Source organism: Ferdinandcohnia sp. SAFN-114, assembly GCF_059415045.1.
On record NZ_JBPFDQ010000034.1, the window covers coordinates 24,172 to 46,560 of the forward strand.

23 protein-coding genes are annotated in these 22,389 nt (G+C 36.4%); 4 read left to right on the forward strand and 19 right to left on the reverse strand.

Going from position 1 to position 22,389, the window contains the following annotated elements:
• Nucleotides 1–93: 93 nt before the first annotated feature.
• The 9 genes from hutP to desA all read right to left on the reverse strand — a co-directional run bounded on the left by hutP (nt 94) and on the right by desA (nt 8,081).
• Nucleotides 94–531 (reverse strand): histidine utilization transcription antiterminator HutP, encoded by a 438-nt coding sequence (gene hutP / locus ACR65M_RS12540; RefSeq protein ID WP_440273468.1) that lies wholly within the window; start codon nt 529–531, stop codon nt 94–96.
• Between the two features lie 169 nt (nt 532–700).
• The gene (locus ACR65M_RS12545; protein WP_341331684.1) at nt 701–1,105 is read right to left on the reverse strand and encodes a MaoC/PaaZ C-terminal domain-containing protein; all 405 of its coding nucleotides are present in this window, start codon (nt 1,103–1,105) and stop codon (nt 701–703) included.
• On the reverse strand, nt 1,102–1,551 hold the full coding sequence (locus ACR65M_RS12550) for a MaoC family dehydratase N-terminal domain-containing protein (RefSeq protein ID WP_341331683.1): 450 nt from the start codon (nt 1,549–1,551) through the stop codon (nt 1,102–1,104). The genes ACR65M_RS12545 and ACR65M_RS12550 overlap by 4 nt, the downstream gene beginning before the upstream one ends.
• Nucleotides 1,552–1,680: 129 nt before the next feature.
• A complete protein-coding gene (gene pgoN, locus ACR65M_RS12555; RefSeq protein WP_341331682.1) occupies nt 1,681–2,520 on the reverse strand; it encodes a glyoxal/methylglyoxal reductase in 840 nt (279 codons plus the stop codon).
• A gap of 382 nt (nt 2,521–2,902) precedes the next feature.
• On the reverse strand, nt 2,903–4,660 hold the full coding sequence (locus ACR65M_RS12560) for a sulfatase family protein (RefSeq protein WP_440273475.1): 1,758 nt from the start codon (nt 4,658–4,660) through the stop codon (nt 2,903–2,905).
• A 129-nt stretch (nt 4,661–4,789) separates the two neighbouring features.
• Entirely contained in the window at nt 4,790–4,963 is a 174-nt protein-coding gene (locus ACR65M_RS12565) for a twin-arginine translocase TatA/TatE family subunit (protein ID WP_440273469.1), read from the reverse strand.
• Nucleotides 4,964–5,056: 93 nt separating this feature from the next.
• On the reverse strand, nt 5,057–5,656 hold the full coding sequence (locus tag ACR65M_RS12570) for a response regulator (RefSeq protein WP_341331680.1): 600 nt from the start codon (nt 5,654–5,656) through the stop codon (nt 5,057–5,059).
• A complete protein-coding gene (locus ACR65M_RS12575) occupies nt 5,653–6,786 on the reverse strand; it encodes a sensor histidine kinase (RefSeq protein WP_341331679.1) in 1,134 nt (377 codons plus the stop codon). The genes ACR65M_RS12570 and ACR65M_RS12575 overlap by 4 nt, the downstream gene beginning before the upstream one ends.
• 257 nt (nt 6,787–7,043) lie before the next feature.
• Nucleotides 7,044–8,081, reverse strand: a complete 1,038-nt coding sequence (desA, locus tag ACR65M_RS12580; protein WP_341331678.1) for a Delta(5) desaturase DesA — start codon at nt 8,079–8,081, stop codon at nt 7,044–7,046.
• Nucleotides 8,082–8,388: 307 nt separating this feature from the next.
• On the opposite strand from desA, the gene ACR65M_RS12585 reads away from it, so the two are divergent.
• Nucleotides 8,389–8,979: a guanylate kinase gene (locus ACR65M_RS12585; RefSeq protein WP_341331677.1), complete on the forward strand. Its 591-nt coding sequence runs from the start codon at nt 8,389–8,391 to the stop codon at nt 8,977–8,979.
• A 47-nt stretch (nt 8,980–9,026) separates the two neighbouring features.
• On the opposite strand, the gene ACR65M_RS12590 is transcribed toward ACR65M_RS12585, so the two are convergent.
• Nucleotides 9,027–9,959, reverse strand: coding sequence for a manganese-dependent inorganic pyrophosphatase (locus ACR65M_RS12590; protein ID WP_341331676.1), 933 nt, complete (start codon nt 9,957–9,959; stop codon nt 9,027–9,029).
• An 89-nt stretch (nt 9,960–10,048) separates the two neighbouring features.
• On the reverse strand, nt 10,049–10,342 hold the full coding sequence (locus ACR65M_RS12595; protein ID WP_121448702.1) for a DUF6509 family protein: 294 nt from the start codon (nt 10,340–10,342) through the stop codon (nt 10,049–10,051).
• A gap of 179 nt (nt 10,343–10,521) precedes the next feature.
• On the opposite strand from ACR65M_RS12595, the gene ACR65M_RS12600 reads away from it, so the two are divergent.
• On the forward strand, nt 10,522–10,722 hold the full coding sequence (locus ACR65M_RS12600; protein WP_121448684.1) for a hypothetical protein: 201 nt from the start codon (nt 10,522–10,524) through the stop codon (nt 10,720–10,722).
• A 34-nt stretch (nt 10,723–10,756) separates the two neighbouring features.
• Here ACR65M_RS12600 and ACR65M_RS12605 read toward each other — a convergent pair whose 3' ends face one another.
• The 6 genes from ACR65M_RS12605 to ACR65M_RS12630 all read right to left on the reverse strand — a co-directional run bounded on the left by ACR65M_RS12605 (nt 10,757) and on the right by ACR65M_RS12630 (nt 17,028).
• A complete protein-coding gene (locus tag ACR65M_RS12605) occupies nt 10,757–11,710 on the reverse strand; it encodes an ArsA family ATPase (protein WP_440273470.1) in 954 nt (317 codons plus the stop codon).
• Between the two features lie 14 nt (nt 11,711–11,724).
• Entirely contained in the window at nt 11,725–11,988 is a 264-nt protein-coding gene (locus tag ACR65M_RS12610) for a cory-CC-star protein (protein WP_341331674.1), read from the reverse strand.
• Nucleotides 11,989–12,059: 71 nt separating this feature from the next.
• Entirely contained in the window at nt 12,060–13,805 is a 1,746-nt protein-coding gene (locus ACR65M_RS12615) for a carbon starvation CstA family protein (RefSeq protein ID WP_341331673.1), read from the reverse strand.
• A 225-nt stretch (nt 13,806–14,030) separates the two neighbouring features.
• Nucleotides 14,031–14,825 carry an ABC transporter ATP-binding protein gene (locus ACR65M_RS12620; RefSeq protein WP_341331672.1) on the reverse strand — a complete coding sequence of 265 codons (795 nt, stop codon included), beginning with the start codon at nt 14,823–14,825 and terminating at the stop codon, nt 14,031–14,033.
• Nucleotides 14,800–15,828 (reverse strand): ABC transporter permease, encoded by a 1,029-nt coding sequence (locus tag ACR65M_RS12625; protein WP_341331671.1) that lies wholly within the window; start codon nt 15,826–15,828, stop codon nt 14,800–14,802. Before ACR65M_RS12625 ends, ACR65M_RS12620 begins: the two co-directional genes overlap by 26 nt.
• 177 nt (nt 15,829–16,005) lie before the next feature.
• Nucleotides 16,006–17,028 carry an ABC transporter substrate-binding protein gene (locus tag ACR65M_RS12630; protein WP_440273471.1) on the reverse strand — a complete coding sequence of 341 codons (1,023 nt, stop codon included), beginning with the start codon at nt 17,026–17,028 and terminating at the stop codon, nt 16,006–16,008.
• Nucleotides 17,029–17,340: 312 nt separating this feature from the next.
• Between ACR65M_RS12630 and ACR65M_RS12635 the strand changes: the two genes are divergently transcribed.
• Entirely contained in the window at nt 17,341–18,684 is a 1,344-nt protein-coding gene (locus ACR65M_RS12635; RefSeq protein ID WP_440273472.1) for a sodium-dependent transporter, read from the forward strand.
• A gap of 36 nt (nt 18,685–18,720) precedes the next feature.
• Here ACR65M_RS12635 and ACR65M_RS12640 read toward each other — a convergent pair whose 3' ends face one another.
• Complete coding sequence (locus ACR65M_RS12640) at nt 18,721–20,058, reverse strand: hemolysin family protein (RefSeq protein ID WP_341331668.1); 1,338 nt, start codon at nt 20,056–20,058, stop codon at nt 18,721–18,723.
• A 221-nt stretch (nt 20,059–20,279) separates the two neighbouring features.
• Here ACR65M_RS12640 and ACR65M_RS12645 point away from each other — a divergent pair, with 221 nt between their 5' ends.
• Nucleotides 20,280–20,813 carry a YceI family protein gene (locus ACR65M_RS12645; protein WP_121448678.1) on the forward strand — a complete coding sequence of 178 codons (534 nt, stop codon included), beginning with the start codon at nt 20,280–20,282 and terminating at the stop codon, nt 20,811–20,813.
• 34 nt (nt 20,814–20,847) lie between these two features.
• On the opposite strand, the gene dacB is transcribed toward ACR65M_RS12645, so the two are convergent.
• A complete protein-coding gene (dacB, locus tag ACR65M_RS12650; protein WP_440273476.1) occupies nt 20,848–22,275 on the reverse strand; it encodes a D-alanyl-D-alanine carboxypeptidase/D-alanyl-D-alanine endopeptidase in 1,428 nt (475 codons plus the stop codon).
• Nucleotides 22,276–22,389 lie beyond the last annotated feature (114 nt).

Consider the following 22,389-nt stretch of genomic DNA (forward strand, 5'->3'; position numbering starts at 1 on the left):
TTTCATAAGAAAAGGAGATGCTCTTGTCATCTCCCTTTAATAAGTAGTATTCTCATTTTACGTGCACATAAAACTTTCCATGTCCTATAAGCTCTAAATGTGGTTAATCCCAAGACCAATTGTTTCGTGTTCAAGTCCTTTAATTGGCGCACCAATTGTTCCATAAAAAGCAACGGCTATCCATTCTCCCTCTTCCTCATTGGTATAAGGAGTACCTCGGACGATGGCGAATCGTAGACCGACTGTTCGACTGATTTCGCCTATTGCCGTTTGCCCCCTTGTTACCCCTTCGATTCCTTCAATTATTGCGTGATACAAGGCGTGGGTTTCACGATACTGCGACTCGTGTATAAGGCCATGCCGCTTTGCAGCTGTTTCAACAGCAGCAATTACCTTCTGCATGTTCATCGATCCGACTTTTCCTTGGCAGTAATTAACATCCTTCAACGTAAATGATAAAGTTTTCATTTCTTTTTCCGTCAATGTAGCTAAAAGTACAGCAATCTTCCCAATTGCTATTTTTTGACTCATAACTAAGAACCTCTAATTTCTGAATTTTCTTATCTATCATCTTCTTATTATTGTAAACTTGAGTTAAATCCATTGTCAATGGTTTTGGTAAAATTTAGTATATTAGTATAGTAATAATCTACCTTGTTAAAGTATGGGGGAATGATGAAAAACCCATTTGTAAATGGGTTTACTTGTATTTTATAAAAATGACATTTCCTTTGATTACATGCTTGTCATGCTGATTGTATGCAGCAACATCAAAAGTTAGCACGTTTTCATTAATTTCTTTTAATGTGGCTTTTAAAGTTATCACATCGTTCAAAAACACCATGTTCCGAAAACGGATGGAATAGGTTTGAATATAGCCTTCTTCATAAAAAGGTGTAAATAGTTTTGCTAGATTTCCCATTGTCCACATACCATGTGCAATTACACCTGGTAACCCAGCCTTATGTGCTTCATCATCGATAGTATGGATTGGATTGTAATCGTTGGATGCACCAGAATATTTTATTAGGTCCATCCTAGAGACTGGCGGAAGTTGGAGATTTTGTAGTGAATCACCGATTTGAATATTTATTAACGAATTCATGCCAACATCTCCTTTCTAACCGCCTCTGTGATAATTACGATTATCTTAGATGAAAAGATGAGCTCGCCTTTTACATCTTCTCCATTTTCACTAATAGTTAGAAAACCCATTGACCCTGTAGAACCTTTTTTCTCAACGTAGTTTTCGACCTTTGAATAGCAATATATCACTTCGCCAACACGTATTGGCCTTTCATAGTTGAAAATTTGTTCACCATGGATAAGCCCTTTTTCCGGTAAGACAAGCCCTTCTATCCTTCCAAATTCTAAGACTCTAGGAAATGTTGGTGGTGCAATATTCGTTTTATATCTGGAAGCCTTCCCATACTCTTCATCAATGAAAATAGGATGAGCATCACCAATGGCCACAGCAAATTTTTTGACCGCTCCTCTTTCAATAACATTTTTCACTTTTACTGATTGCTTGCCGATAAACTCTTTTAGCACCTACAACACCCCTTTTGTAGAATTATTGTTTTTTCTTTTTACATAACTATATTTTATTTTGAAATTTCAGATAATATAAGTTGTATGAATAAAAGCCACACAGTAAAATCAGTGTGGCTTTCTATCAAATCACTCAAATCCGGTTGTCATTTCGTCAGGATGTGAGCCTATACGATCATTTTTGTTGAGCGCGCTTATTTTTTCCATATCTTCATGTGAAAGTTCAAAATCAAAAACATCTGCATTTTCTTGTATGCGGTGCTCTTTAATTGATTTTGGAATCGTAACAACACCGTTTTGAAGGTCCCAGCGTAAAATGACTTGTGCTACTGACTTATTGTGTTTTTGACTGATTTCTAACAATGTTGGATCATTCAGTAGTTCTCCTCGTTTTAGTGGAGACCAAGCTTCTAACTGAATACCTTCCTTTTTACAGAATTCATGCAATTCCGTTTGTGTTAGGTGTGGATGGTATTCAACTTGATTCACCATTGGCGTAATCTCTGAATTTTTCATAAGATTTTCAAGATGATGTACTTGGAAATTGCTAACACCAATTGCACGTACACGCCCTTCTTTATATAGCTTTTCTAAGGCATGCCATGTTTCAATATACTTGTCTTTTCCTGGCCAGTGAATCAGATATAAGTCTAAGTAGTCTAGACCTAATTTTTGTAGGCTTGTTTCGTAAGCTTGCAGTGTAGATTCATATCCTTGGTCGCTGTTCCAAACCTTTGAAGTAACAAATAAATCTTCTCTGTTAATACCAGATTCACGAATTGCTTGTCCAACACCTTCTTCATTTTTATAAACAGCTGCAGTGTCAATGCTTTTATAGCCATGCTTAATTGCCCATTTGACAGAGTCAATAACCTCTTGCCCTTCTTGTACCTTAAAAACCCCTAGGCCAAACCATGGCATTTTTACTCCATTATGTAATGTTGTTGTATCCTGAAGACTTTTGACCATATAGCTCCTCCTCGTTTGAGAAAAATTTACCATTAACAGTTTCTCACACGTTAAATGATTTTTCAAATGTAAAGGCTTTTATTTATAGAAAAAAATGAAAGTCTGGTTTATTTAGGAATAAAGAATTTAGTAAGTTTTTGTGCAGAAATGATAGAAAAAACAAGAAGAATCAATGGTCCAAAGAATAAAAATGCGACATTATGTAGACCATGGACACCCAATGGCAAAATAGTTAATACAAATTGTATACTTTTAAAATAAAGAAAGAAAAAAAATACGAATAAAATACAAAATAAGAGTTTACTTTTATCCAAAAAGTCCCCTCAAAATATAGTTTTCTACATTTTACCATAGATTGCTAATCAGGAGAGAACCTTTTCATTTATTTATGTGTAGGTGTAAGACGCTTTTGTTTACGCTGCTCATTTAATAGGTTTAAAAGCAGTGATTGCACAAGTTTTGATTCAATTGTTGCATTCTGCGGATGTGCAAGATTTATTTGTTCCAATGGATCTTTCGTCAGGTTGTAAAGTTCGAATTGGTCAGGAAGTGGTTCGGTTTTTGTTGTTACTTTTGACACAGTAATTGTCACGTCTTCCCCTGCTGCAACCTCACTCTCTACTGTTGTCTGTTTGTCTTCAACCCCAGGATTACTCCAAAATTGCGGATTGTCAAAATACCTGGTAAATTTCCAAAGTTCGTTTTCTCGATGTGAACCCGTTGCCATATAGGCAACCACTGCTTCAATATGGTTTGGTTGAGTAACAGATTCATAGGGTTTGCCAGCAAAGGTTATTTGGTTAAGTCCCCGTGTAACATCGTCATCTGTCATAAAATATATCGGCTCATTTGCTCGCAAAAACTGTGAGTTCCCCTTAACCAAAGGGCTTAAATCACGTCCAACAAGGGAATGTACCTCTGAATGATCTTTTTTTAGTTCCCTCTGTGTTTTATTTTCATCAATATCAGCTAAACCTAATAATGTTGGAAGAATATCAACATGACTTGTTAGCATGGTGGTTGTTTTACTTTCAGGAAAAAGTTTAGGATTATGAATGATAAATGGAACATGAATGGATTCTTCATACGTGTTATACCATTTTTGAAACAATCCGCCATGTGCACCAAGCATGTCGCCATGATCAGAGGTGAAGATGACAACGGTATCCTCATAAAAGCTTGAGTGCTTTAGAGCATCGTAAACTTTTGCCATCTCCGAATCTACTTGTTTCTGAAGGGAGTAATACAATTTTCGGTAAAAAAGACTATCTCTCGTTGGCTGGAATGTCTTTGGATAGGTTTCACGATAGCTTTTTTGGGCAGTAGGTTTAGTATCGAGCGATTCATTTGCTGTAGGGGCTGGTGGAATATGCGGAAGAGTTGGGTCTAGTTCAAAATTAAATAAAGGTGAATGTGCAGTAAGTTCTCCATATAATGTGATATCGTGTGGATTCAAAAATGAAGAAACAATTAGCCATGGCTCTTCACTTGCTTCCTGTTCAAGTGATTGAATGAGTTCAACAACTTCCCTTGCATAAACCTCATCACGACCTTTTGTACCGATTGCTGCAGAAGATGCTGAGTTACGAGGGTCTGAACCATGTGGCTCCGGCCCAAGCCAACCGGAAAATCCAAAGTCATCTAGACGATTCGCATCCAGATAGAGTTGTTCTAATTTATGGTCTGGTACTCCCGTGGAAGGATTATAGCTTTGCAGAGAAGAGTGTGTACCAGGTATTAAAATATCTGCAACACTTGTATGCCACTTTCCTTTCCAAAAGGTTTTATATCCAGCATTTCGAAAAAAATCACCAAATGTAGGGACAGCATTGGGGTCAAGCCAAAAGACATCTGGTTCAAAACTTTCAGCCGCTCCTCCAATCGTTTTCGTCAGTCCGTGTAAGGATGGATATTGTCCTGTATAGAGGGTGGCTCTACTTGGAGAACAAGCAGTACTTCCTATATAGTGATTCAAGAATTCTAACCCATTCTTTCGTAATAAATTTTGGGTTATCAGATTTTCTTCACACCACTTTTTAAGTTTCTCATCCTCATAAACGGTTGGGAAACGCTGCTCATCCACAATAAAAAACAAAAAATTAAGTCTCCGCTTTTTCTGTGGCTTGTCAATGCCCTTCATATTCACTTGTGTTCCTCCTTGTTCCAAACTATGGATATTATATGTTATGGTTGAGGAGGATGTTTACACAAACTAGTGAATTTTACCCATATAAAAATGAGAGGCTAATACCTCTCATTTGCATGTTTCTTATTTTGATTTTGTTTCAACATCGTCATCATCAAGGATGCCTTTTGTTGCTTTTTTAAATTCGCGAAGTGTTGTGCCCGCAGCTTTGCCAAGCTCAGGTAGTTTCTTAGGTCCGAATACAAGTAATGCAAAAAAGATGATTACTACTAATTCTCCGAAACCGAGGTTTCCCATATTCATTCCACCCTAAACGAAATGTATTGCAACCTTATTTTAGTCCTACTCCAACCTTTTTTCAATTAAATTTTCACAAAAGACACGTCATTTTTATTTAAACCAGCCTTTTTCTTTCGATTGAGTGATGGCTTCGATACGATTTTTGACTTCGAGCTTATCCAAGATAGTAGAAATATAATTTCGGACAGTACCTGTTTTAATACTAAGTTCATCGGCAATTTCTTTTGTATTTTTACCGTCGGCCACAAGCTCTAGTACCTCTCGTTCACGCTCTGTTAATGGATTTTCGTCTGCATATAAATCATCCATTAATTCAGGGGCATAGACACGTTTTCCACTCATCACACTACGAATCGAATCTGCCAATTCATCACTGGGACTATCTTTAAGGAGGTACCCTTTCACACCAGCCCTTAATGCACGTTGGAAATACCCAGTACGCGCAAAGGTAGTTAATATAATAACCTTACAATCCGTTTCCTTTAATTCTTCAGCAGCTTCAAGACCGGTTTTTAGCGGCATTTCAATATCCATCATGCATATATCTGGCTTGAGCTCCTTCGCCAGGGTAATCGCCTCTTGTCCATTACTTGCCATTCCAACAACTTCCATATCGTCCTCTAAGTTTAAAAGTGAACCAAGCGCCCCAAGAACCATTCGTTGATCTTCAGCAATTATGATTCGTATCATAAAAGTCCCTCCACTTCGACCTGTTTTCGTACATTTGGAATTTTAATAATCAATGTTGTGCCATCAGTTGACTGGATTTCAAGGCTACCATTTACAAACTCTAAACGTTCTCGCATCCCTTGAAGTCCATGACCACCAACCATATCTTTAGTAGGATTCTTACCAATCCCATTGTCTTCGATCATGACAGTGATTTCATCTTCAATCTGGGCTATTTCAATTTTACAGTGACTTGCTTTACTATGTTTGACAACATTGTTGATGCCCTCTTTAATCAACATGCTGATGATGTTCTCGTAAAATAGTGAAACATCTTTCAGAGAGTTGTCCTGTATATACTCAAATTCTATTCCCGCAACTTTTAATATTTGTTGAACTCGAACAATTTCTTCATTAATACGGATACCACGCATTTGTGAGACCATTTTTCGAACTTCATTCAAAGCCGTCCGTGCTGTTTGTTGCACATCTTTTAATTCATGACGAGCTTTTTCTGGGTCTTTATGAATGAGTTTTCTAGCCAAATCACTTTTTAAGCCAATCATTGAAAGCTTTTGTCCTAACGTGTCATGAAGGTCCCTGGCAATCCGTTGACGTTCTTCTTGTTTGACAAGTTCCGCAATGCGTTTATTTGCATCCTCTAGTTGTTCCTCGAGTTTCTCTTGTTTCTTTTTGTTATAAATATTAAATGGTAATAGAATTACGCTGATCCAAATAATAATAACGAATGGTAATTGGGAAAGAAACACTTCGTCTTGTAATACGAGATTGTAATTTATAGAAAATGTTGTAGCCACAAGGTGTATGATGTACAACGTTAAAAAGGCTACGCGGTTCTTGATGTGTCCATTGTAATATGCAATATAAAAAGCAAAATAAATAAATGCAAAGAGAATTGACATGGTTAATGAAATCCCGATTAGGATTGACGTCCAAAGATATACGGGCCATTTTCTTGAGATAAAGGCAAATCTGAGTGAAATGAAAAAGATGACGGTTAGAATGATGCCAGTAATTATTTCCGGCGTCGATGACGATTGAAAGATAAAATAAAACGGCAGGATGCTAATTACTGCCCAAATATAAGGTGAAACTCCTGACCATTTTTGAAAAAGTGAGTATTTCTTCATAGAACTTACCCTCATTTAGTTCAAGATTATTTTGTATTTTATCATAGCATAATCAAATGCGCCCATGGCGTATTTGAGCCCGATTTTTTTCGAGCAAGCTCGAAAAATTACATCTGAAAAATCGTGGCATCCGCCGGAGGCTTTAACTTTATTCAGCCGGGTTTTTCCCACTGAAATGTTTAGATTTAAATAAATCATACTACAGCATAATGATGAAGTAGCATACTCGCTGAATAAAGTTAATAGGAAAACCCAGCTTATTTTTCTAAGCTGGGGATCTTTTTAATCTCTTTTTGTTCGGCAACCATTTCTTTAATTTTTCCATAGCCTACAAACACTTTTTCTTCTTCATCCCACAAACGGAATTTAAGTGATTTTAAGCTTGTTTTTAAAGTGATTGTTGGTACCTTTTGAAGTGGTTCAGTTTGATTGTGTACCTCTTCTAGTTTGTAATTCGGTACTCGTGGGCTTAAATGATGCACATGGTGATACCCGATATTGCCTGTTATCCATTGTAATGGCTTTGGTAGCTTATAAAAAGAGCTTCCTTCAACTGCAGCTTTTACATACTCCCAATGCTCATCTTCTTCAAAATAGGAATCTTCAAATGTATGTTGAACATAAAATAACCAAACACCTGCAATCCCTGAAACCATAAAAATAGTTCCTTGAACGATTAAAAATGCCTGCCAACCAATTATCAGACTTACTATTACAGCGAGTGTAATGATTCCTAAATTTGTAATATACGTGTTCCAACGTTCCTTCTTTTTTGCTTTTTTTCTGTTAAAACGATTTTCAATTAGGAATACAAAGATTGGCCCTAAAATAAACATCACAAATGGATTTCGGTAAACTCTGTAGCACAGACGCTTCCAAGCAGATGCTTCCAAATACTCTTCAACTGTCATAACCCAAATGTCTCCGGTACCACGTTTGTCAAGATTTGAGCTTGTTGCATGGTGGACAGAATGGTCATGCCCCCATTTACTATAAGGGAATAATGTTAATATCCCAGTAATCGTACCAACGATTTTATTTGCTGTGCGATTTTTAAAGAAAGAGTGATGACAACAGTCATGGAAAATGATAAAAATTCGGACAAGAAACCCCGCTGCAACTACGCCAATTACAAGTGTCAATAGATAAGAAATGTTTAATGAATAATAGGCAAGAACCCATAATCCAAGATAAGGTATTAAGGTATTACAAAGTTGCAATACACTTGCCTTTAGGTTTGATTTTTCAAATGGTGCCACTTGTTTACGTAAGCTTCTTTGATCTAATTTGTTCATTTAATCCTTTCCTTTCTAAATTCTCATTTCATATTTTAGTCAGATTTTTAAATTTAATGAGGAAATTGCTGACAAATCGCCAACAGTTTTCTACATTTCCAATGTTACAAAAGAATAAAGATTTGCACTAGACATAGGTGTCATGTGAAATACATGATAAATGTCATATACCATGTACAAAAATTTAAAATACACAAAAAATTAACATTCAATTTTGGGCTAAAAAACATTTTTTATGCTATACTTAAAAAACAGAATATTTAAACTAATATTCATTCTAAAAAATTCTTTTAAAAGGAGGAAACCTATGTACAGATTAAAAGACAGTGAGAGGATTTTCATTTATACTGGCCCAGATGGTTCTGGCAGAAAGACTTTAGGAAAGATGGTTGCAACAGCATTTGATATGCAGACTGTTCCCTCATTCACAACTCGAAGCCCCCGCCCTTTTGAAAACAACGGAGAAGATTACCACTTTGTAAGTAAAGAAACCTTTCGCCAAATGATGCAGCAAAAAGAATTTCTAGAGAGTGTTGAAATTGATGGACACTTTTATGGAATACGTGAAATTGATATTGTAAATATTTTTAAGAAGCATAAGGTAGTTTATTTAACGTTAAACCCTGAAGGTGCAGATCTTTTGAAGGAAATGTATGGAGATAAAGCAGTTCGTATCTTTGTTTATGCTGATCGAGATACTGTACTAGAACGCCAGATAAAACGTGGGGATAGCCCTGAGGACATTGAGCGCCATATGAAACACTATAGTGAGACAATGGACTATAGGTCTGCTTGTGAGCATGTGTACGAAAACTATGATCTACCTCAGGTCTCATATCAGATAAGTGAGATGATTGAAACCTATTTAGATAGACAATTAATTTCGGATGATTATTAAAAATTAAAGCCCTAAAGAGGCACTAAACTCTTTAGGGCTTTATGATTTTATAGGCTATTGAAGCTCTCTGTAAGTACTGGAACAACTTGTTTCTTACGAGATACAACACCTTTTAATTCGGCAGTTTTGTTATCAAGTGTAACATTAAATGCTTTTTCAACTGCTTCAGTTTTTGCACCCACTGCAAGCCCTACAGAATCATTGTTTAGAATGTCTGTAATCACAAGTAAGAATAAATCAAGGCCGTTATCATTGATTTGTTGATTCATTACTTCTTCTAGCTCACTCTGTCTTGAAAGAACATCTTGAGGGTCCACAACATTAACCTGTGCAATTTGAACTTTGTTACCGTTCATTGAAAATTCTTTAGAATCTAGGGAAACTAATTGCTCGGCTGTTTTGTCACTCACATTAGCACCAGCTTTTAACATTTCAAGACCGTAGTTATCAGCATCGACACCTGCAATCTCAGCTAGTTCCCGCGCAGCTTTTACATCTTCGTCTGTACAAGTTGGTGATTTAAATAGGAGTGAATCTGAAATGATTGCAGATAGCATTAAACCAGCAATTTCTTTTGTAATCTCTACATTATTTTCTTTATATAGCTTATTAAGGATTGTAGCTGTACAACCAACAGGCTCTACGCGGAAATATAATGGATCACTAGTTTCAAAATTTGCAACACGATGATGGTCGATTACTTCTTTGATTTTTACATTTTCAAGTCCGTCGGCACTTTGTTGACGTTCATTATGGTCAACTAGAATTACGGATTGAACTTCATTTGCTACATTCTCCACTAAACGTGGTGCTTCTGCTTTAAAATAATCCAATGCATATTGAGTCTCACCGTTTATTTCTCCTAAGCGAACTGGTTCAGCGTTCAAACCAAGATTCTTTTTTAATTCCGCATATGCGATTGCGGAACAAATTGTATCAGTGTCTGGATTCTTATGACCAAATACAAGTACTTTTTCCATTTATTCATTACTCCTTATTGCTTAATATGTATGATGTACTCTCTCATTTTACACAAAGATTCGTAGAGATTAAACAATTTTGGCCATTTTTATTCATTTTCTTCCTCTAAATGTGTTTTGCAAAATTCTTTCACAATTGTTTCTTCATCTTCCTCAAGTTCAAAATCAAGCACTTTTTGAGTACTTTTTTCATAAAAATAATATTGGGCAATTCGCTCACTATTTGTGTCAACCGCATAAATCACTTTTAATTCAATTCCATTTTCAGAATATAATTCATCATCCTCTGGTACTTCAATGTCTAGAAAGAACTCGTATCGCTCACCTTCTAAAATCCCAGTAGGATCCTTTAATTTTTCAACCGTATATCCAGTAATATTCATAAATTTTCCACCCTTCCATTTGAATTGAGTCCGTACCTATTATACACATTCTTTCCTTAATGGTGAAAAAATTGTCCTCATTCATCGTGTTTTTGGGAACCTTATACATTTGACACATAGGACATCCTTTGAATAAATAGAATATTATTATATCCCATTGGAAGAGGAGTTGTTGTTAAATGACGCTACTTAATAAAATCGCATTATTCTTTGTCATATTATACTCTGGTATTATCTTGATGAATACGTATTTAGGGGAAACTGAAAGAGTACAATCGAATGTTGTCATCTTTATGTTAAATGGCTTTGCTTATATCGTGTCTGCAATGGAATTGGAAAAAGAGAAAAATCATTTTCGTGGAAGTCAATCTACAGCATAAAAAACGACCGCTTCGTTATCAAGCGGCCGTTTTTTTATTCATATTTTGATTGTGTAGCGAACTTTCTTTTAATATGTTCTGCAAAATCCTCTAACAACTTAACTGAGTTTATATCTGTTTCAAATAAAGGGATATAAAATTTTTGTTGAGTTGGAAATTCTTGTTCAATTTTTGATATATATTCTTGTTCATTACTCTTGCGTTTTTTCAGAAATTCCCCATCGATATTTTCCGCTAAGAATTTATTAATAAACAGTGTATTGACTCTTATATCATGCCTATCTAGTAATCTTAATGCATTTGCTGTTTCGATGATTGGCAACCTCTCTGGGTTAAGGACGAAAATAAACCCAGTCATGTCTTTGTTTAAAATGATTTCCCTTACAGCACTAAAGCGTTCTTTCCTTCTCTGCAACACTTTATAAATAGGATCATCAATTGGTTCGCCGTCATTTAACAACTGTGTATAGGTATCATTTCTCTTCTTTCTTCTCTCGAGCATTCCATCAATCCAAACACTCATTAATTCAGGAAGAGTAAGTAATCGAATTGTGTGTCCAGTAGGTGCCGTATCAAAAATTATTGTATCATAGTGTCTACCTTCATCGAGAATGATTGAAACGATACGATCAAATAGAGCTGCCTCTTCTGCTCCTGGGGAGGAACTAGCAGCATCAATTTGCCGATTAACCTCATCTTGCATGTGTGAACTAACTACACCCTGTATGTTTTCTTTTACGGTTTGAATATACTTTCTTGATTCTATTTCAGGATCAATTTCAATTGCATCCATACCTGGGTATACCTCCAGGGCTTGGTTCTTCAAGGATTTGTGAAAAATATCCCCGACATTATGAGCAGGATCGGTCGATACGAGTAAGGTTTTATGGTCATTTTGGGCATGTAAAATTGCTAATGCTGCAGCACTCGTTGACTTTCCTACCCCTCCTTTTCCACCAACAAATACAATCTTTCTATCTCCAATCATTTTGTTCCCTCCATTTAACAACAGCGAATGCCTGTAAGCGGAGATTTCTCCATCCCCATTCGCAAATGCCAGTCATGAAATTTTTCAAGCATATAAGGATAAAGCTCCAATGTATAGTAAAAAGCAGGGTTTGGGAGTCCGAGAGTTTCAGATAAACATAGAAGTAAGAAAAGGTCATCTTCATTTCTTAACTCTCGTGCAATTTCTGTACGATGATTTACTGAAAGAATCTCATCATATAATTGGAGCATTCTCTTCAATGCTTCTATTCCCTTCATTCTTTCACCTTCTTTACATAAAGTGAAAAAGGAAGCCCTCTACATCAAGGATTCCTTTTTCAAACGGGTATCTACATCTTTGAATCAATATTATGTGGTGTATCCTTATTACTTAATTCTTTAAATGCAATTAATACAATCCATACGGCAAAAATTAAAATGATACTTCCGAGAATAAATAATAGTAAATTGGTATCGGTACCTCCTACACCTGCCCAGTCAAATATAACTTGTTGGACCATTGCCCAGACGGTCATGACAAGCAGGAAAAGCATTGGGATAAGAGTAACTAAATAATTTCTACCTAGTCGTTTTAACCATACAGAAATTAACATTAAACTAATAGCCGCCAATAGCTGGTTAGAGGTTCCAAACAATGGCCATAATACATATCCACCAGAACCAAACCCGTTAGGTCCCTTCGGTAAAAGTACTAACGCGGCACTCGTAACAACAGCAACTGTTGTAGCAATATGTGCTTTTTGAAGTGTAGGAAGCTTATATTCAGCTCCTAGCTCTGCAATAATATATCTCATTAAACGGACAGACGAGTCCAACGTTGTTGCAGCAAAGCTAACAACGATTATCGCAATAATCGTGGCTGCAATATCGGCAGGAATACCTATCCCCGTAGCTAACTGTGCTCCACCTGAAATAAAGTTTCCTAGTCCACCAGAATTCGCTGCTGCAAAACTACTATATGCTGCTTTAAAGTCTCCAGCATTTGCAAACAAAGTAACACAAGCAATGATTGATATTAAGGCAAGGAATCCTTCCCCTACAGCACCAAAATATCCTACAAAGCGAGCATCAGTCTCTTTATCTAATTGCTTTGATGATGTACCTGAAGATACAAGTCCATGGAAGCCAGAGATTGCACCACAGGCAATGGTGATAAACATGAGTGGTAACCATGATTTATCTGTTGCATCCGGATTCATCATAGGAGCTGTTACATCTGGATTTAAAAATACAAGCCCCAAATACATTATTCCTAACCCAATTACGAGTTGGTGAGAGTTGATATAGTCTCTCGGTTGAAGTAATTTCCATACAGGTAGTGTCGAGGCAAAATAGCAATATACCATTAGGATAACAATCCAAACAAAGAATGCCATAGAAACTCCGCTTAGACCAAATAATGTCGTAGCTTCTGCTCCTCCAAAATAGCTTACAAGATCAATTTGTAATGCAGGAATCTTACTTGTTAGAACGGCTGAACCATACATGATAATGAGTGACACAATGGATGGCAGTAACATACTTCCTTTTTTTCTGTAAACTGCATACCCAATCCAAATGGCAAGTGGTATTTCAATAAATACAGGAATGACACTTGCCGGAAATTTGATAAAGAGATTTGAAATTACCCATGCAAATACAGCGTTTACCATCAACACCAAGATCAAAATGATAAATAAAAATAAGAGCTTTGCTTTTTTTCCGATCAATTTATCTGCAAGTGTACCTACAGACTGCCCCTTGTTTCGGACTGAAAGGACAAGTGTACCAAAATCATGTACTCCTGCAGCAAAAACAGTCCCTAACACAACCCATAATAACGCAGGTCCCCAGCCCCAATAAACAGCTATTGCAGGACCTACTATAGGTGCTGCACCTGCAACAGAAGTGAAATGATGCCCCCATAAAACATGTTTCTTAGTTGGTACAAAATCAACACCATCGTTAAACTCGTGGGCAGGTGTAACGAAATTTGGATCAAGGCGATAAATCTTTTCAGCAACAAATTTTGAATAATAACGATAGCCTAAAATAAAAACAATAGTACCAAACACTGCTAACCATATTGCACTCAAGCTAATCCCTCCAATACAATTTTTATTAGTGGTATTGAACCTTAATGCTCATTTATATGTTAATGGCCTATTGTAAGCGTTGTCAATACCATTATCTAAAAAATCAATATATTCAAAAAACGACAAAAATAGTAGTAATATTATTTCAAAACGCTTACTCAATTCTATTATGGACATGCAAAAACCCGCGAAAGGTTTATGCTCCTTCGCGGGCTTTTTTGTTCGTTATGAAAGTAATGCACGATCATTTGTCATTTTCGCGCCTCTGATTCGTTGGAACTCATTTAGTAATTGATCAATTGTTAAATTTGCTTTTTCCTGTTCATTAACCTCTAATATGATTTGTCCTTTATCCATCATGATCAGACGGTTCCCTAAATCTAGAGCTTGCTGCATATTATGTGTGACCATTAATGTTGTTAAATTGTATTTTTCGACGATTTCTTTGGTTAAGTTTGTGATTAACTCTGCACGAGCTGGATCAAGTGCTGCTGTGTGCTCATCGAGCAACAATATTTTCGGTTCAGTGAAGGTAGCCATTAATAGCGATAATGCTTGTCGTTCCCCTCCTGATAACAATCCCACTTTTGCAGATAAGCGATTTTCTAATCCAAGGTTTAGTGATTGGAGAACCTCTCTAAAGTAGTCCTTGCGGTTTTTTGTTACTCCTCTTCGTAAGGTCCGCGTTTTATTTCGTGAATATGCCATTGCAAGATTTTCTTCAATGGTCATATTTGGCGCAGTACCTGCCATTGGATCCTGGAATACACGCCCAATAAGCTTAGCCCGTTTATGTTCTGGTAAGAATGTAACATCCTTTCCAGCAATATTAACTGAGCCAGCATCCGGTATGAGCACGCCCGATATTACATTCATTAATGTTGATTTACCAGCACCATTACTACCAATTACAGTTACAAAATCGCCTTCTTTTAACTGTAGATTGGTCCAATCCAAAGCGATCTTTTCGTCGGGTGTACCTTCATTAAAGATTTTATGAATTTGATTTAAGTGTAGCACTTGCTTCACCCTCGCTTTCTGAAGGTACGTTTTTCATTCGTACAAGTTGTTGTCGTTTTGCTCGTCTGCTCTTCTCTTTTGTTCCTTCAAGAATTTTTGGTAGGACAAGTGCAATGATTACGATGATGGCAGTAATCAATTTCATATCTCCAGGTTGTAGGAACTCAACTCTTAATGCTAAGGATACAACGATACGATAAATAATAGCACCACCAATTACTGCAAGTGTTGCTCGTGCAATCGTTTTGGCACCAAAAAGGGCTTCACCAATAATAACGGATGCTAAACCAATAACAATCATCCCAATACCCATTCCAACATCGGCAAAACCGCCTTGTTGTGCAATGAGTGATCCTGAGAATGCTACAAGCGCATTTGATAGACCTAATCCAAGAATCGTCATTAAGTTTGTATTAGCAGAAAAGCTGGAAATCATTTTTTTGTTGTCTCCAGTAGCTCTCACTGCAAGACCGATTTCTGTTCGTAGGAAAAGATCAATTAAAAACTTAATCACAAGTGTAACAACAATCATAAATAATAAAATGCCCCAGGTCTTTGGTAGGCTATCTCCAAGACCGAATGCTGTTAACATTGAATTAAACAATGAATCTAATCCTAGTGATGCAGATATATCAGATACGTTTGTAAAAGTTGTATCTATATTTAATAATGAAACATTTGATTTACCCATAATTCGAAGATTGACTGAATAAAGGGCAATCATCATCAAAATACCAGCTAGTAATGCATTAATTTTTCCTACCGTGTGTAGTAATCCCGTAATACTACCAGCAATAAATCCAGCAACAAGGGCAAAAAGTGTTGCGATAAAAGGATTTACTCCATTCGTAATCAAAATGGCGGAAACAGCAGCTCCTGTAACGAAGCTGCCGTCGACCGTCAAGTCTGGAAAATCTAGTATACGGAAGGACAGGTAAACACCAATTGCCATGATTGCATAGATGATTCCTGATTCAAATGCCCCAAATAATGCTGTAAACATGTTGAATCATCCTTTCTTTAAGTACTGTTCAAAAAGGAGGATGAAAAGGACCAAGAAGTTCGAGGCGGCGAAGTTTTGAGTACCGGAACGTATGTAGTTGATACGTGAGGAACGCAAAAACAAGCCAACGAAGAAATTCGATGTGTCATTTTCACCGGACTTTTTGAACATCATTGTTTATTCACCTTCGTAGATGTCAGCCAATTCTTCCCATTCAGGTTTAATTTCAATTCCTTGCTCTTCCGCTGCTTTTTTATTAATGAAAAGCTGTAGACTGTTTGGAAGTTCAACTGGAATTTCAGAAGCCTTCTTCTCACCTTTTAGAATGGCAGCAGCCATAAGACCAGATTGATATCCAATATCGTAGTATTCAAATCCACTTGCAGCAAAACCACCAGCTTTCATTGAATCAAGTTCACCAACGAACAGTGGAATATCTTCCTCATTAGCTACAGCTATGATTGAATCTAAAGCTTGAACTGCAGTGTTATCTGTTGGAATATAGATTGCATCAACACGGCCTACTAAGCTTTGAGCAGCTTGATTCACTTCAGCAGTTGTAGATACAGAAACTTCTACTAATTCCGCACCGCCTTGTTCTGCAAATTCTTTCACTTGTTCAACCTGTACAACAGAGTTTTGTTCACCAGAGTTATAGATGACTCCGATCTTTTTCGCTCCCATTTCACCAGTGATGAAGTCAATTGTTGTTTTAGTAGCATCTGGGTGGTTATCAGTTGTACCCGTAATATTTTCGCCTGGCTTATCAAAAGCTTCTACTAAACCAGCACCAACAGGGTCTGTTACTGATGTGAAAATGATAGGAATTTCACTAGTTGCATTTAGTGCAGCCATTGCACTAGGCGTTGCGTTTGCAAAGATTAAGTCCACTTTGCTACCGACAAGGTTTTGTGCAATTGTTGCTGTGTTACTTTGCTCACCTTGCGCATTTTGGAAATCAAATTTTAAATTATCGCCTTCTTTAAACCCTTCATCTTCTAACGCTTTTTTGAAACCTTCTGTTGCAGCATCTAAAGAAGTATGTGGTGCATATTGTGTAATACCAACTACAACTTGATCTTTTGCACTGCTTCCGCCAGTAGAATCCTTTGAAGTGCCATCGGTCTCTTCACTTCCGCATCCTGCTAAAGCAAGGAAGCCCGCTAATACCACTCCAAGCATTTTTGTTGAACCTTTCATTGCATATCCCCCCGAAATCTCTTTACTCTTTTTTGATTTTCTAGTAAGCTATTACTTTACTAGAATAATAATATTCATACACTTTCACTTTACTGCATAAAAGCGAAAAAGCGTTAATGTATGCCATTGGTTAATCGTAATATTATCATTCTAGACGCCTTCCGTCAATTATTTTCTGAAGATTTTACACTTTCAGCTTATAAATTTTTTCGAATTGCGTAAAAAGATATTTTGTTTTCGTATGATAATACGTTTTATTTTATTTCACGTTACAAAAAATATAATAATATGAGTTGCAATGGAGGTATTTGATTGAAGCAAACGGCACAATGGTCATCAAAATTAAGCTTTATTTTAGCAGCAGCAGGATCTGCAATCGGATTAGGGGCGATTTGGAAATTTCCTTATGTGGCAGGTACTAGCGGTGGTGGAATTTTTTTTATTATTTTTCTTATATTCACTTTGTTAATAGGTTTACCCCTTTTATTAGCTGAATTTGTAATTGGTAGAAAGACTCAAAAAAATGCGATTCAATCCTTTAAAGAATTAGCACCACGAACGAACTGGCATATCGTTGGTCGATTAGGTTTTTTTACAAATGCGGTTTTACTTTCTTTTTATAGTGTTGTTGGTGGCTGGATTTTAATTTATTTGGTAAGTGGCAGTATTGGTAAATTAAATGGTTTAACGGAATCTGAGTATGGTGCGTATTTTGGAGAAACCATTGCAAATCCATTTCTAGTTGTGCTCGCACAACTATTATTTATGTTAATTACGATTCTTGTAGTTGCAAAAGGAGTCCAGGCTGGTATTGAGAAGGCGAGTAAATGGATGATGCCTGCACTTTTTATTCTTTTCATCGTTATTATTTTTCGTTCAATCACGCTTGAAGGTTCTCTTGAAGGAATCCTGTTTATTTTAAAACCTTCTATTTCATCACTTACTTCTGATACTGTTCTTTTTGCACTTGGTCAATCCTTTTTTGCTCTTAGTGTTGGGGCTTGTACAATGTTAACTTATAGCTCTTATCTTTCGAAGAAGGAAAACATGGTACAGTCAGCGTTCTCGATTGTGGGGTTAAATATTCTCGTTACACTATTGGCAGGGTTAGCAATATTTCCAGCTGTTTTTGCTTTTGGATTAGAGCCTGATGCTGGGCCTGTCCTCTTATTTAATGTGTTACCTACTGTCTTTGGAAAAATGCCTTTTGGTATTTTATTTTTATTAGCATTCCTGCTTTTATTTTTATTTGCTACTCTTACGTCCGCTTTTTCGATGCTTGAGTTAATTGTAGCAATCTTGTCAAAGGAGAACGAACAGAAACGAAAAAACAATGCGTGGATGGCAGGAATAGCAATCTTTTTACTGGGTGTCCCATCTGCCCTTTCTTTCGGAGTATTAAGCGATGTTAGTTTATTTGGAAAATCCATTTTTGATCTTGCTGACTTTCTTGTAAGTAACATTCTTTTACCTATTGGGGCTTTCTTTATATCGATTTTCGTGTCAATTATAGTTCCGCGAGAAGCACTCTATAAAGAATTGCAAATGGGCAGCAAATTTCCGATTATTGTGATACAGGTTTGGTTCTTTTTAATTCGCTATGTTGTTCCAATTGTAATTATCATTGTATTTTTAGATAGTCTGGGTGTTATTTAAAAAAGGTGTTCCAAATTTAATTGGAACACCTTTTTCTTACTCTTCTTTTTTGTCCTTATCTTCTGTAGCAATATTGTTAATAACCTTTATTCTCATGATTCGTTTCTCATCCATTGCATCAACTTTAAAAGTATGATTTTCGTATTCAATCTCTGGGAAAGTATCTCCTGAAGGGATATATCCCAATTGACCAATCACAAAGCCGCTTAAGGTATCATATTCATCTGTTGGAAGATTAACCTTTAGAATATCCTCTACTTCATATAAGTTAATCGTCCCAGCCATGGAGTATGTCATATCATCTAGCTGAATGTATTCTTCATCCTCAATTGTATAATCGTCATATTCGTCAAAAATATTTCCGACGATTTCTTCAATTAAATCCTCAATCGTAACAATCCCATCTGTTCCACCATATTCATCGATAACAATGGCCATATGGATATTATTTTTTTGCAATTCCTTAAATAATTCATTCGTGTGTTTGGATTCCAATACAAAGTAAGGATCTCTTAGCAGGTCTTTTAAGTTAAACGATACATCATCACAGTCATCAACAAACTTTATTAATTCTTTCGAATGTAGAATTCCAACTATCTGATCAATACTCTCATCATAAACAGGAAAACGTGTGTATTTTTCTACTGTTACGAGGTGAATAATTTCTTTCAATGTATAATCAAGCGGTATTCCTATAATATTCGTACGATGTGTCATGATGTCCGACACTGTTTTATTATCAAACTCAAAAATATTGTTAATCATAATTTTTTCTGATTCTTGTATAGTCCCTCTTTCTTTACCAACATCGACCATCATCCGAATTTCTTCTTCTGTTACATTTTCATCCTCTGCATTGGGATCGACACCAAATAATCGAACAATTCCATTTGTTGATATCGTTAGTAGCTTAACAAAGGGCAGTGTAATCTTGGATAAAAGCGTTAAAGGTCTAGCAGCAATTAATGAGATTTCCTCTGCTTTTTGTAACGCCAGCCTTTTTGGTACCAGTTCTCCTATTACTAATGTAAAGTACGATAGTATGAGTGTTATGACTACAACTGAAATTGTATCCAGAAGAGCTGGTGCAATTGGGACTTCAAGGTCAATTAACCATTTAGTTAAATATGTAGCAAAGCTTCCAGCAGCAAATGCACTCGCTAAAAAACCTGCTAATGTAATACCTATTTGTATTGTTGCTAAAAATCCACTTGGGTTCGATAGTAGTCTGTGTAACAAAATAGCTTTCTTATCCCCACTGTCAGCCATCAATTTTACTTTATTATCATTTAGTGAGACCATTGCCATTTCAGATGCTGCAAAAAAGGAATTTAATAAGATCAAAAGAACCAGGATTAAAATCTCAGCAAGCATTTTTAGTACCTCCAAGCGTTGGAAAGAAACATTTATTTATTTTCTTAAATTCCCCTTCTTTTCATAGCATTATGCTTTATATAAAACGATTGGTTTTTTTAAAAAAAATATCTACTTTGTTGATTGACAGAATATAAATAGGACATTATAATTTATCTTAAAGTAATATATCTTGAATTTAAGATTTATGATTCTAAAATAACTTTTTGGGGGATATTAATATGGCAAACACAAAATGGGCAGTTGACGCATCACACAGTAGTATTGATTTTTCAGTAAAGCATATGATGATTGCAAAGGTGAAAGGTTCATTTGAGAGCTTTGAGGCTACTATTGAAGCAAATCCTGCGGACTTAACATCAGCAAATATTGAATTCAAAGTTGATCTTGCAAGTGTAAATACAAAGAATGGTGATCGTGATAACCACCTTCGTTCTGCTGATTTCTTTGATGTAGAAAATCATCCAGAAATGACTTTCAAATCTACTTCTATCGTAAAAACGGATGATGATGAATACAATGTTACTGGTGATTTAACAATTCGTGGTACTACTAAATCTGAAACGTTCCAGGTTGTATTTGAAGGTGCAGGCAAAGATCCATGGGGCAACGAAAAAGTAGGTTTCAGTGCAACAGGAAAGATCAATCGTAGCGATTATGGTTTAGTGTGGAATGCTGCCCTTGAAACAGGTGGCGTTCTTGTTGGGGACCAAATTAAAATTTCTATTGAAATCGAAGCTGGAAAAGCTGAATAAAACAATGTAATGAGCAGGCCATTGAGGCCTGCTCTTAATAGTTGTATAGTAATGTAACGACTTTATCTTCAATTGGCTTTCCATGCGCATCATTCATTAAATTGTTTAAAAGAATAGAAAAGATAAGGTCTTCCCCACTCTTCGTCTTAATATACCCAGATAATGAACTCACGGTTCGAATTGTTCCAGTTTTCGCTTTTACCTTCCCGGCCATATCAGGATTTTTCATGCGATAACGTAATGATCCACCCACAAGTCGTTCACTATTGCCTGCTACAGGTAATGCTTCTAAGTAAGTAGGAAACCAGGATTGCTTTTGAGCATGATAAAGCAACTTGGATATGTCGTTGGCGGACACTAAATTAACATGTGAAATTCCTGAGCCATCTCTAATGACCATACTACTTGGGTCCACTCCGATTTTTCGAAGCTCATCTTTTACAACAGCAATCCCTTTATCCCAACTCCCTTCCCCTTTACGAATACGTCCCATTTCTTTTACGAGTGTTTCACCGTGTCCATTATTACTTAATTTCATAAAAGGAATGAGGAGTTCTTTTAATGGAATGGATTGATCAATTGCAAGTAGTTCTGCATCTTCTGGAGTTTTTGCAAGGCCATCTGTTCCAATCACATGGATTCCGTTCTTCGCTAATGCATGCTTGAACAAATCCAATGTATAGCCTGTAGGTTCCCACACCGTCATCCATTCTTGTACCGATTGTGCATTGACAGGTATTGTACCTTCAATCGTAATCACATTTTCTCCATGTTCACGAATGATATCGATGTCTTTTTTCTCTTCTTTTTGTACCGTTTTTGTGTTATTGATGATTTTGACATATTTGTTCGTGGGTTGGACTGAAATTTCAGCTTTGGTTCCCGCTTTCTTTCCAGGTGCTACCTCGACAATTAAAGTTCCTGAATCATAATCTTTATTCGGAGAGGCTGTTAACCCTGAAACAGCTGAACCATAATAATAAGTCTCATCGCTCCAGGTTAAATCAATTGAATAACGCTCATCATCATACCAAGAATCATCCGCGATAATATTTCCAAAAATCACATCAACTCCAGATTTCTTGATTTTCTTTGCAAGTAAATCTAAATCTTGTTGGAGTAATGTTGGATCTCCTTTCCCTTTCAAATAGAGATTACCTGTTAATTTATTACCCTCAAGCTTCCCATCTGTGAGAACTTCAGTTGAGAACTGATAATTCTCACCAAGAGCAGATAATGCCGTTGCTGCTGTAATTAGTTTTAAATTGGACGCAGGTCGAAGTCTAACATCTCCAGCATGTTGATATAAGATTTCTCCACTTTTTGCTGACCTAATACTTATTCCAGCAATTGCACCTTTGAGGTTGGGTTCATTGAGAACAAGTTGATTAAGTTGTGCAAGCACTTGTTTTTGGTTTGCGTTAGCATTTGCTATTTCTTGTTGTGGGTGGATAGAAGGCATAAAAGTTATTGCAAGTAATAGTACAGCAGTTAGTATAAGATTTTTCGTTCGAATAATGGTTTTCCTCCCTTTTCTTTTTCTATTGTACAAGTATGGAATCTTTACCATATTTTA

Coding starts and splice junctions, on each gene's coding strand:
- hutP (WP_440273468.1), bottom strand. CDS start 531: ATGAGTCAAAAAATAGCAATTGGGAAGATTGCTGTACTTTTAGCTACA.
- ACR65M_RS12545 (WP_341331684.1), bottom strand. CDS start 1,105: ATGAATTCGTTAATAAATATTCAAATCGGTGATTCACTACAAAATCTC.
- pgoN (WP_341331682.1), bottom strand. CDS start 2,520: ATGGTCAAAAGTCTTCAGGATACAACAACATTACATAATGGAGTAAAA.
- ACR65M_RS12560 (WP_440273475.1), bottom strand. CDS start 4,660: ATGAAGGGCATTGACAAGCCACAGAAAAAGCGGAGACTTAATTTTTTG.
- ACR65M_RS12565 (WP_440273469.1), bottom strand. CDS start 4,963: ATGGGAAACCTCGGTTTCGGAGAATTAGTAGTAATCATCTTTTTTGCA.
- ACR65M_RS12570 (WP_341331680.1), bottom strand. CDS start 5,656: ATGATACGAATCATAATTGCTGAAGATCAACGAATGGTTCTTGGGGCG.
- ACR65M_RS12575 (WP_341331679.1), bottom strand. CDS start 6,786: ATGAAGAAATACTCACTTTTTCAAAAATGGTCAGGAGTTTCACCTTAT.
- desA (WP_341331678.1), bottom strand. CDS start 8,081: ATGAACAAATTAGATCAAAGAAGCTTACGTAAACAAGTGGCACCATTT.
- ACR65M_RS12585 (WP_341331677.1), top strand. CDS start 8,389: ATGTACAGATTAAAAGACAGTGAGAGGATTTTCATTTATACTGGCCCA.
- ACR65M_RS12590 (WP_341331676.1), bottom strand. CDS start 9,959: ATGGAAAAAGTACTTGTATTTGGTCATAAGAATCCAGACACTGATACA.
- ACR65M_RS12595 (WP_121448702.1), bottom strand. CDS start 10,342: ATGAATATTACTGGATATACGGTTGAAAAATTAAAGGATCCTACTGGG.
- ACR65M_RS12600 (WP_121448684.1), top strand. CDS start 10,522: ATGACGCTACTTAATAAAATCGCATTATTCTTTGTCATATTATACTCT.
- ACR65M_RS12605 (WP_440273470.1), bottom strand. CDS start 11,710: ATGATTGGAGATAGAAAGATTGTATTTGTTGGTGGAAAAGGAGGGGTA.
- ACR65M_RS12610 (WP_341331674.1), bottom strand. CDS start 11,988: ATGAAGGGAATAGAAGCATTGAAGAGAATGCTCCAATTATATGATGAG.
- ACR65M_RS12625 (WP_341331671.1), bottom strand. CDS start 15,828: ATGTTTACAGCATTATTTGGGGCATTTGAATCAGGAATCATCTATGCA.
- ACR65M_RS12630 (WP_440273471.1), bottom strand. CDS start 17,028: ATGAAAGGTTCAACAAAAATGCTTGGAGTGGTATTAGCGGGCTTCCTT.
- ACR65M_RS12640 (WP_341331668.1), bottom strand. CDS start 20,058: ATGCTTGCTGAGATTTTAATCCTGGTTCTTTTGATCTTATTAAATTCC.
- ACR65M_RS12645 (WP_121448678.1), top strand. CDS start 20,280: ATGGCAAACACAAAATGGGCAGTTGACGCATCACACAGTAGTATTGAT.
- dacB (WP_440273476.1), bottom strand. CDS start 22,275: ATGCCTTCTATCCACCCACAACAAGAAATAGCAAATGCTAACGCAAAC.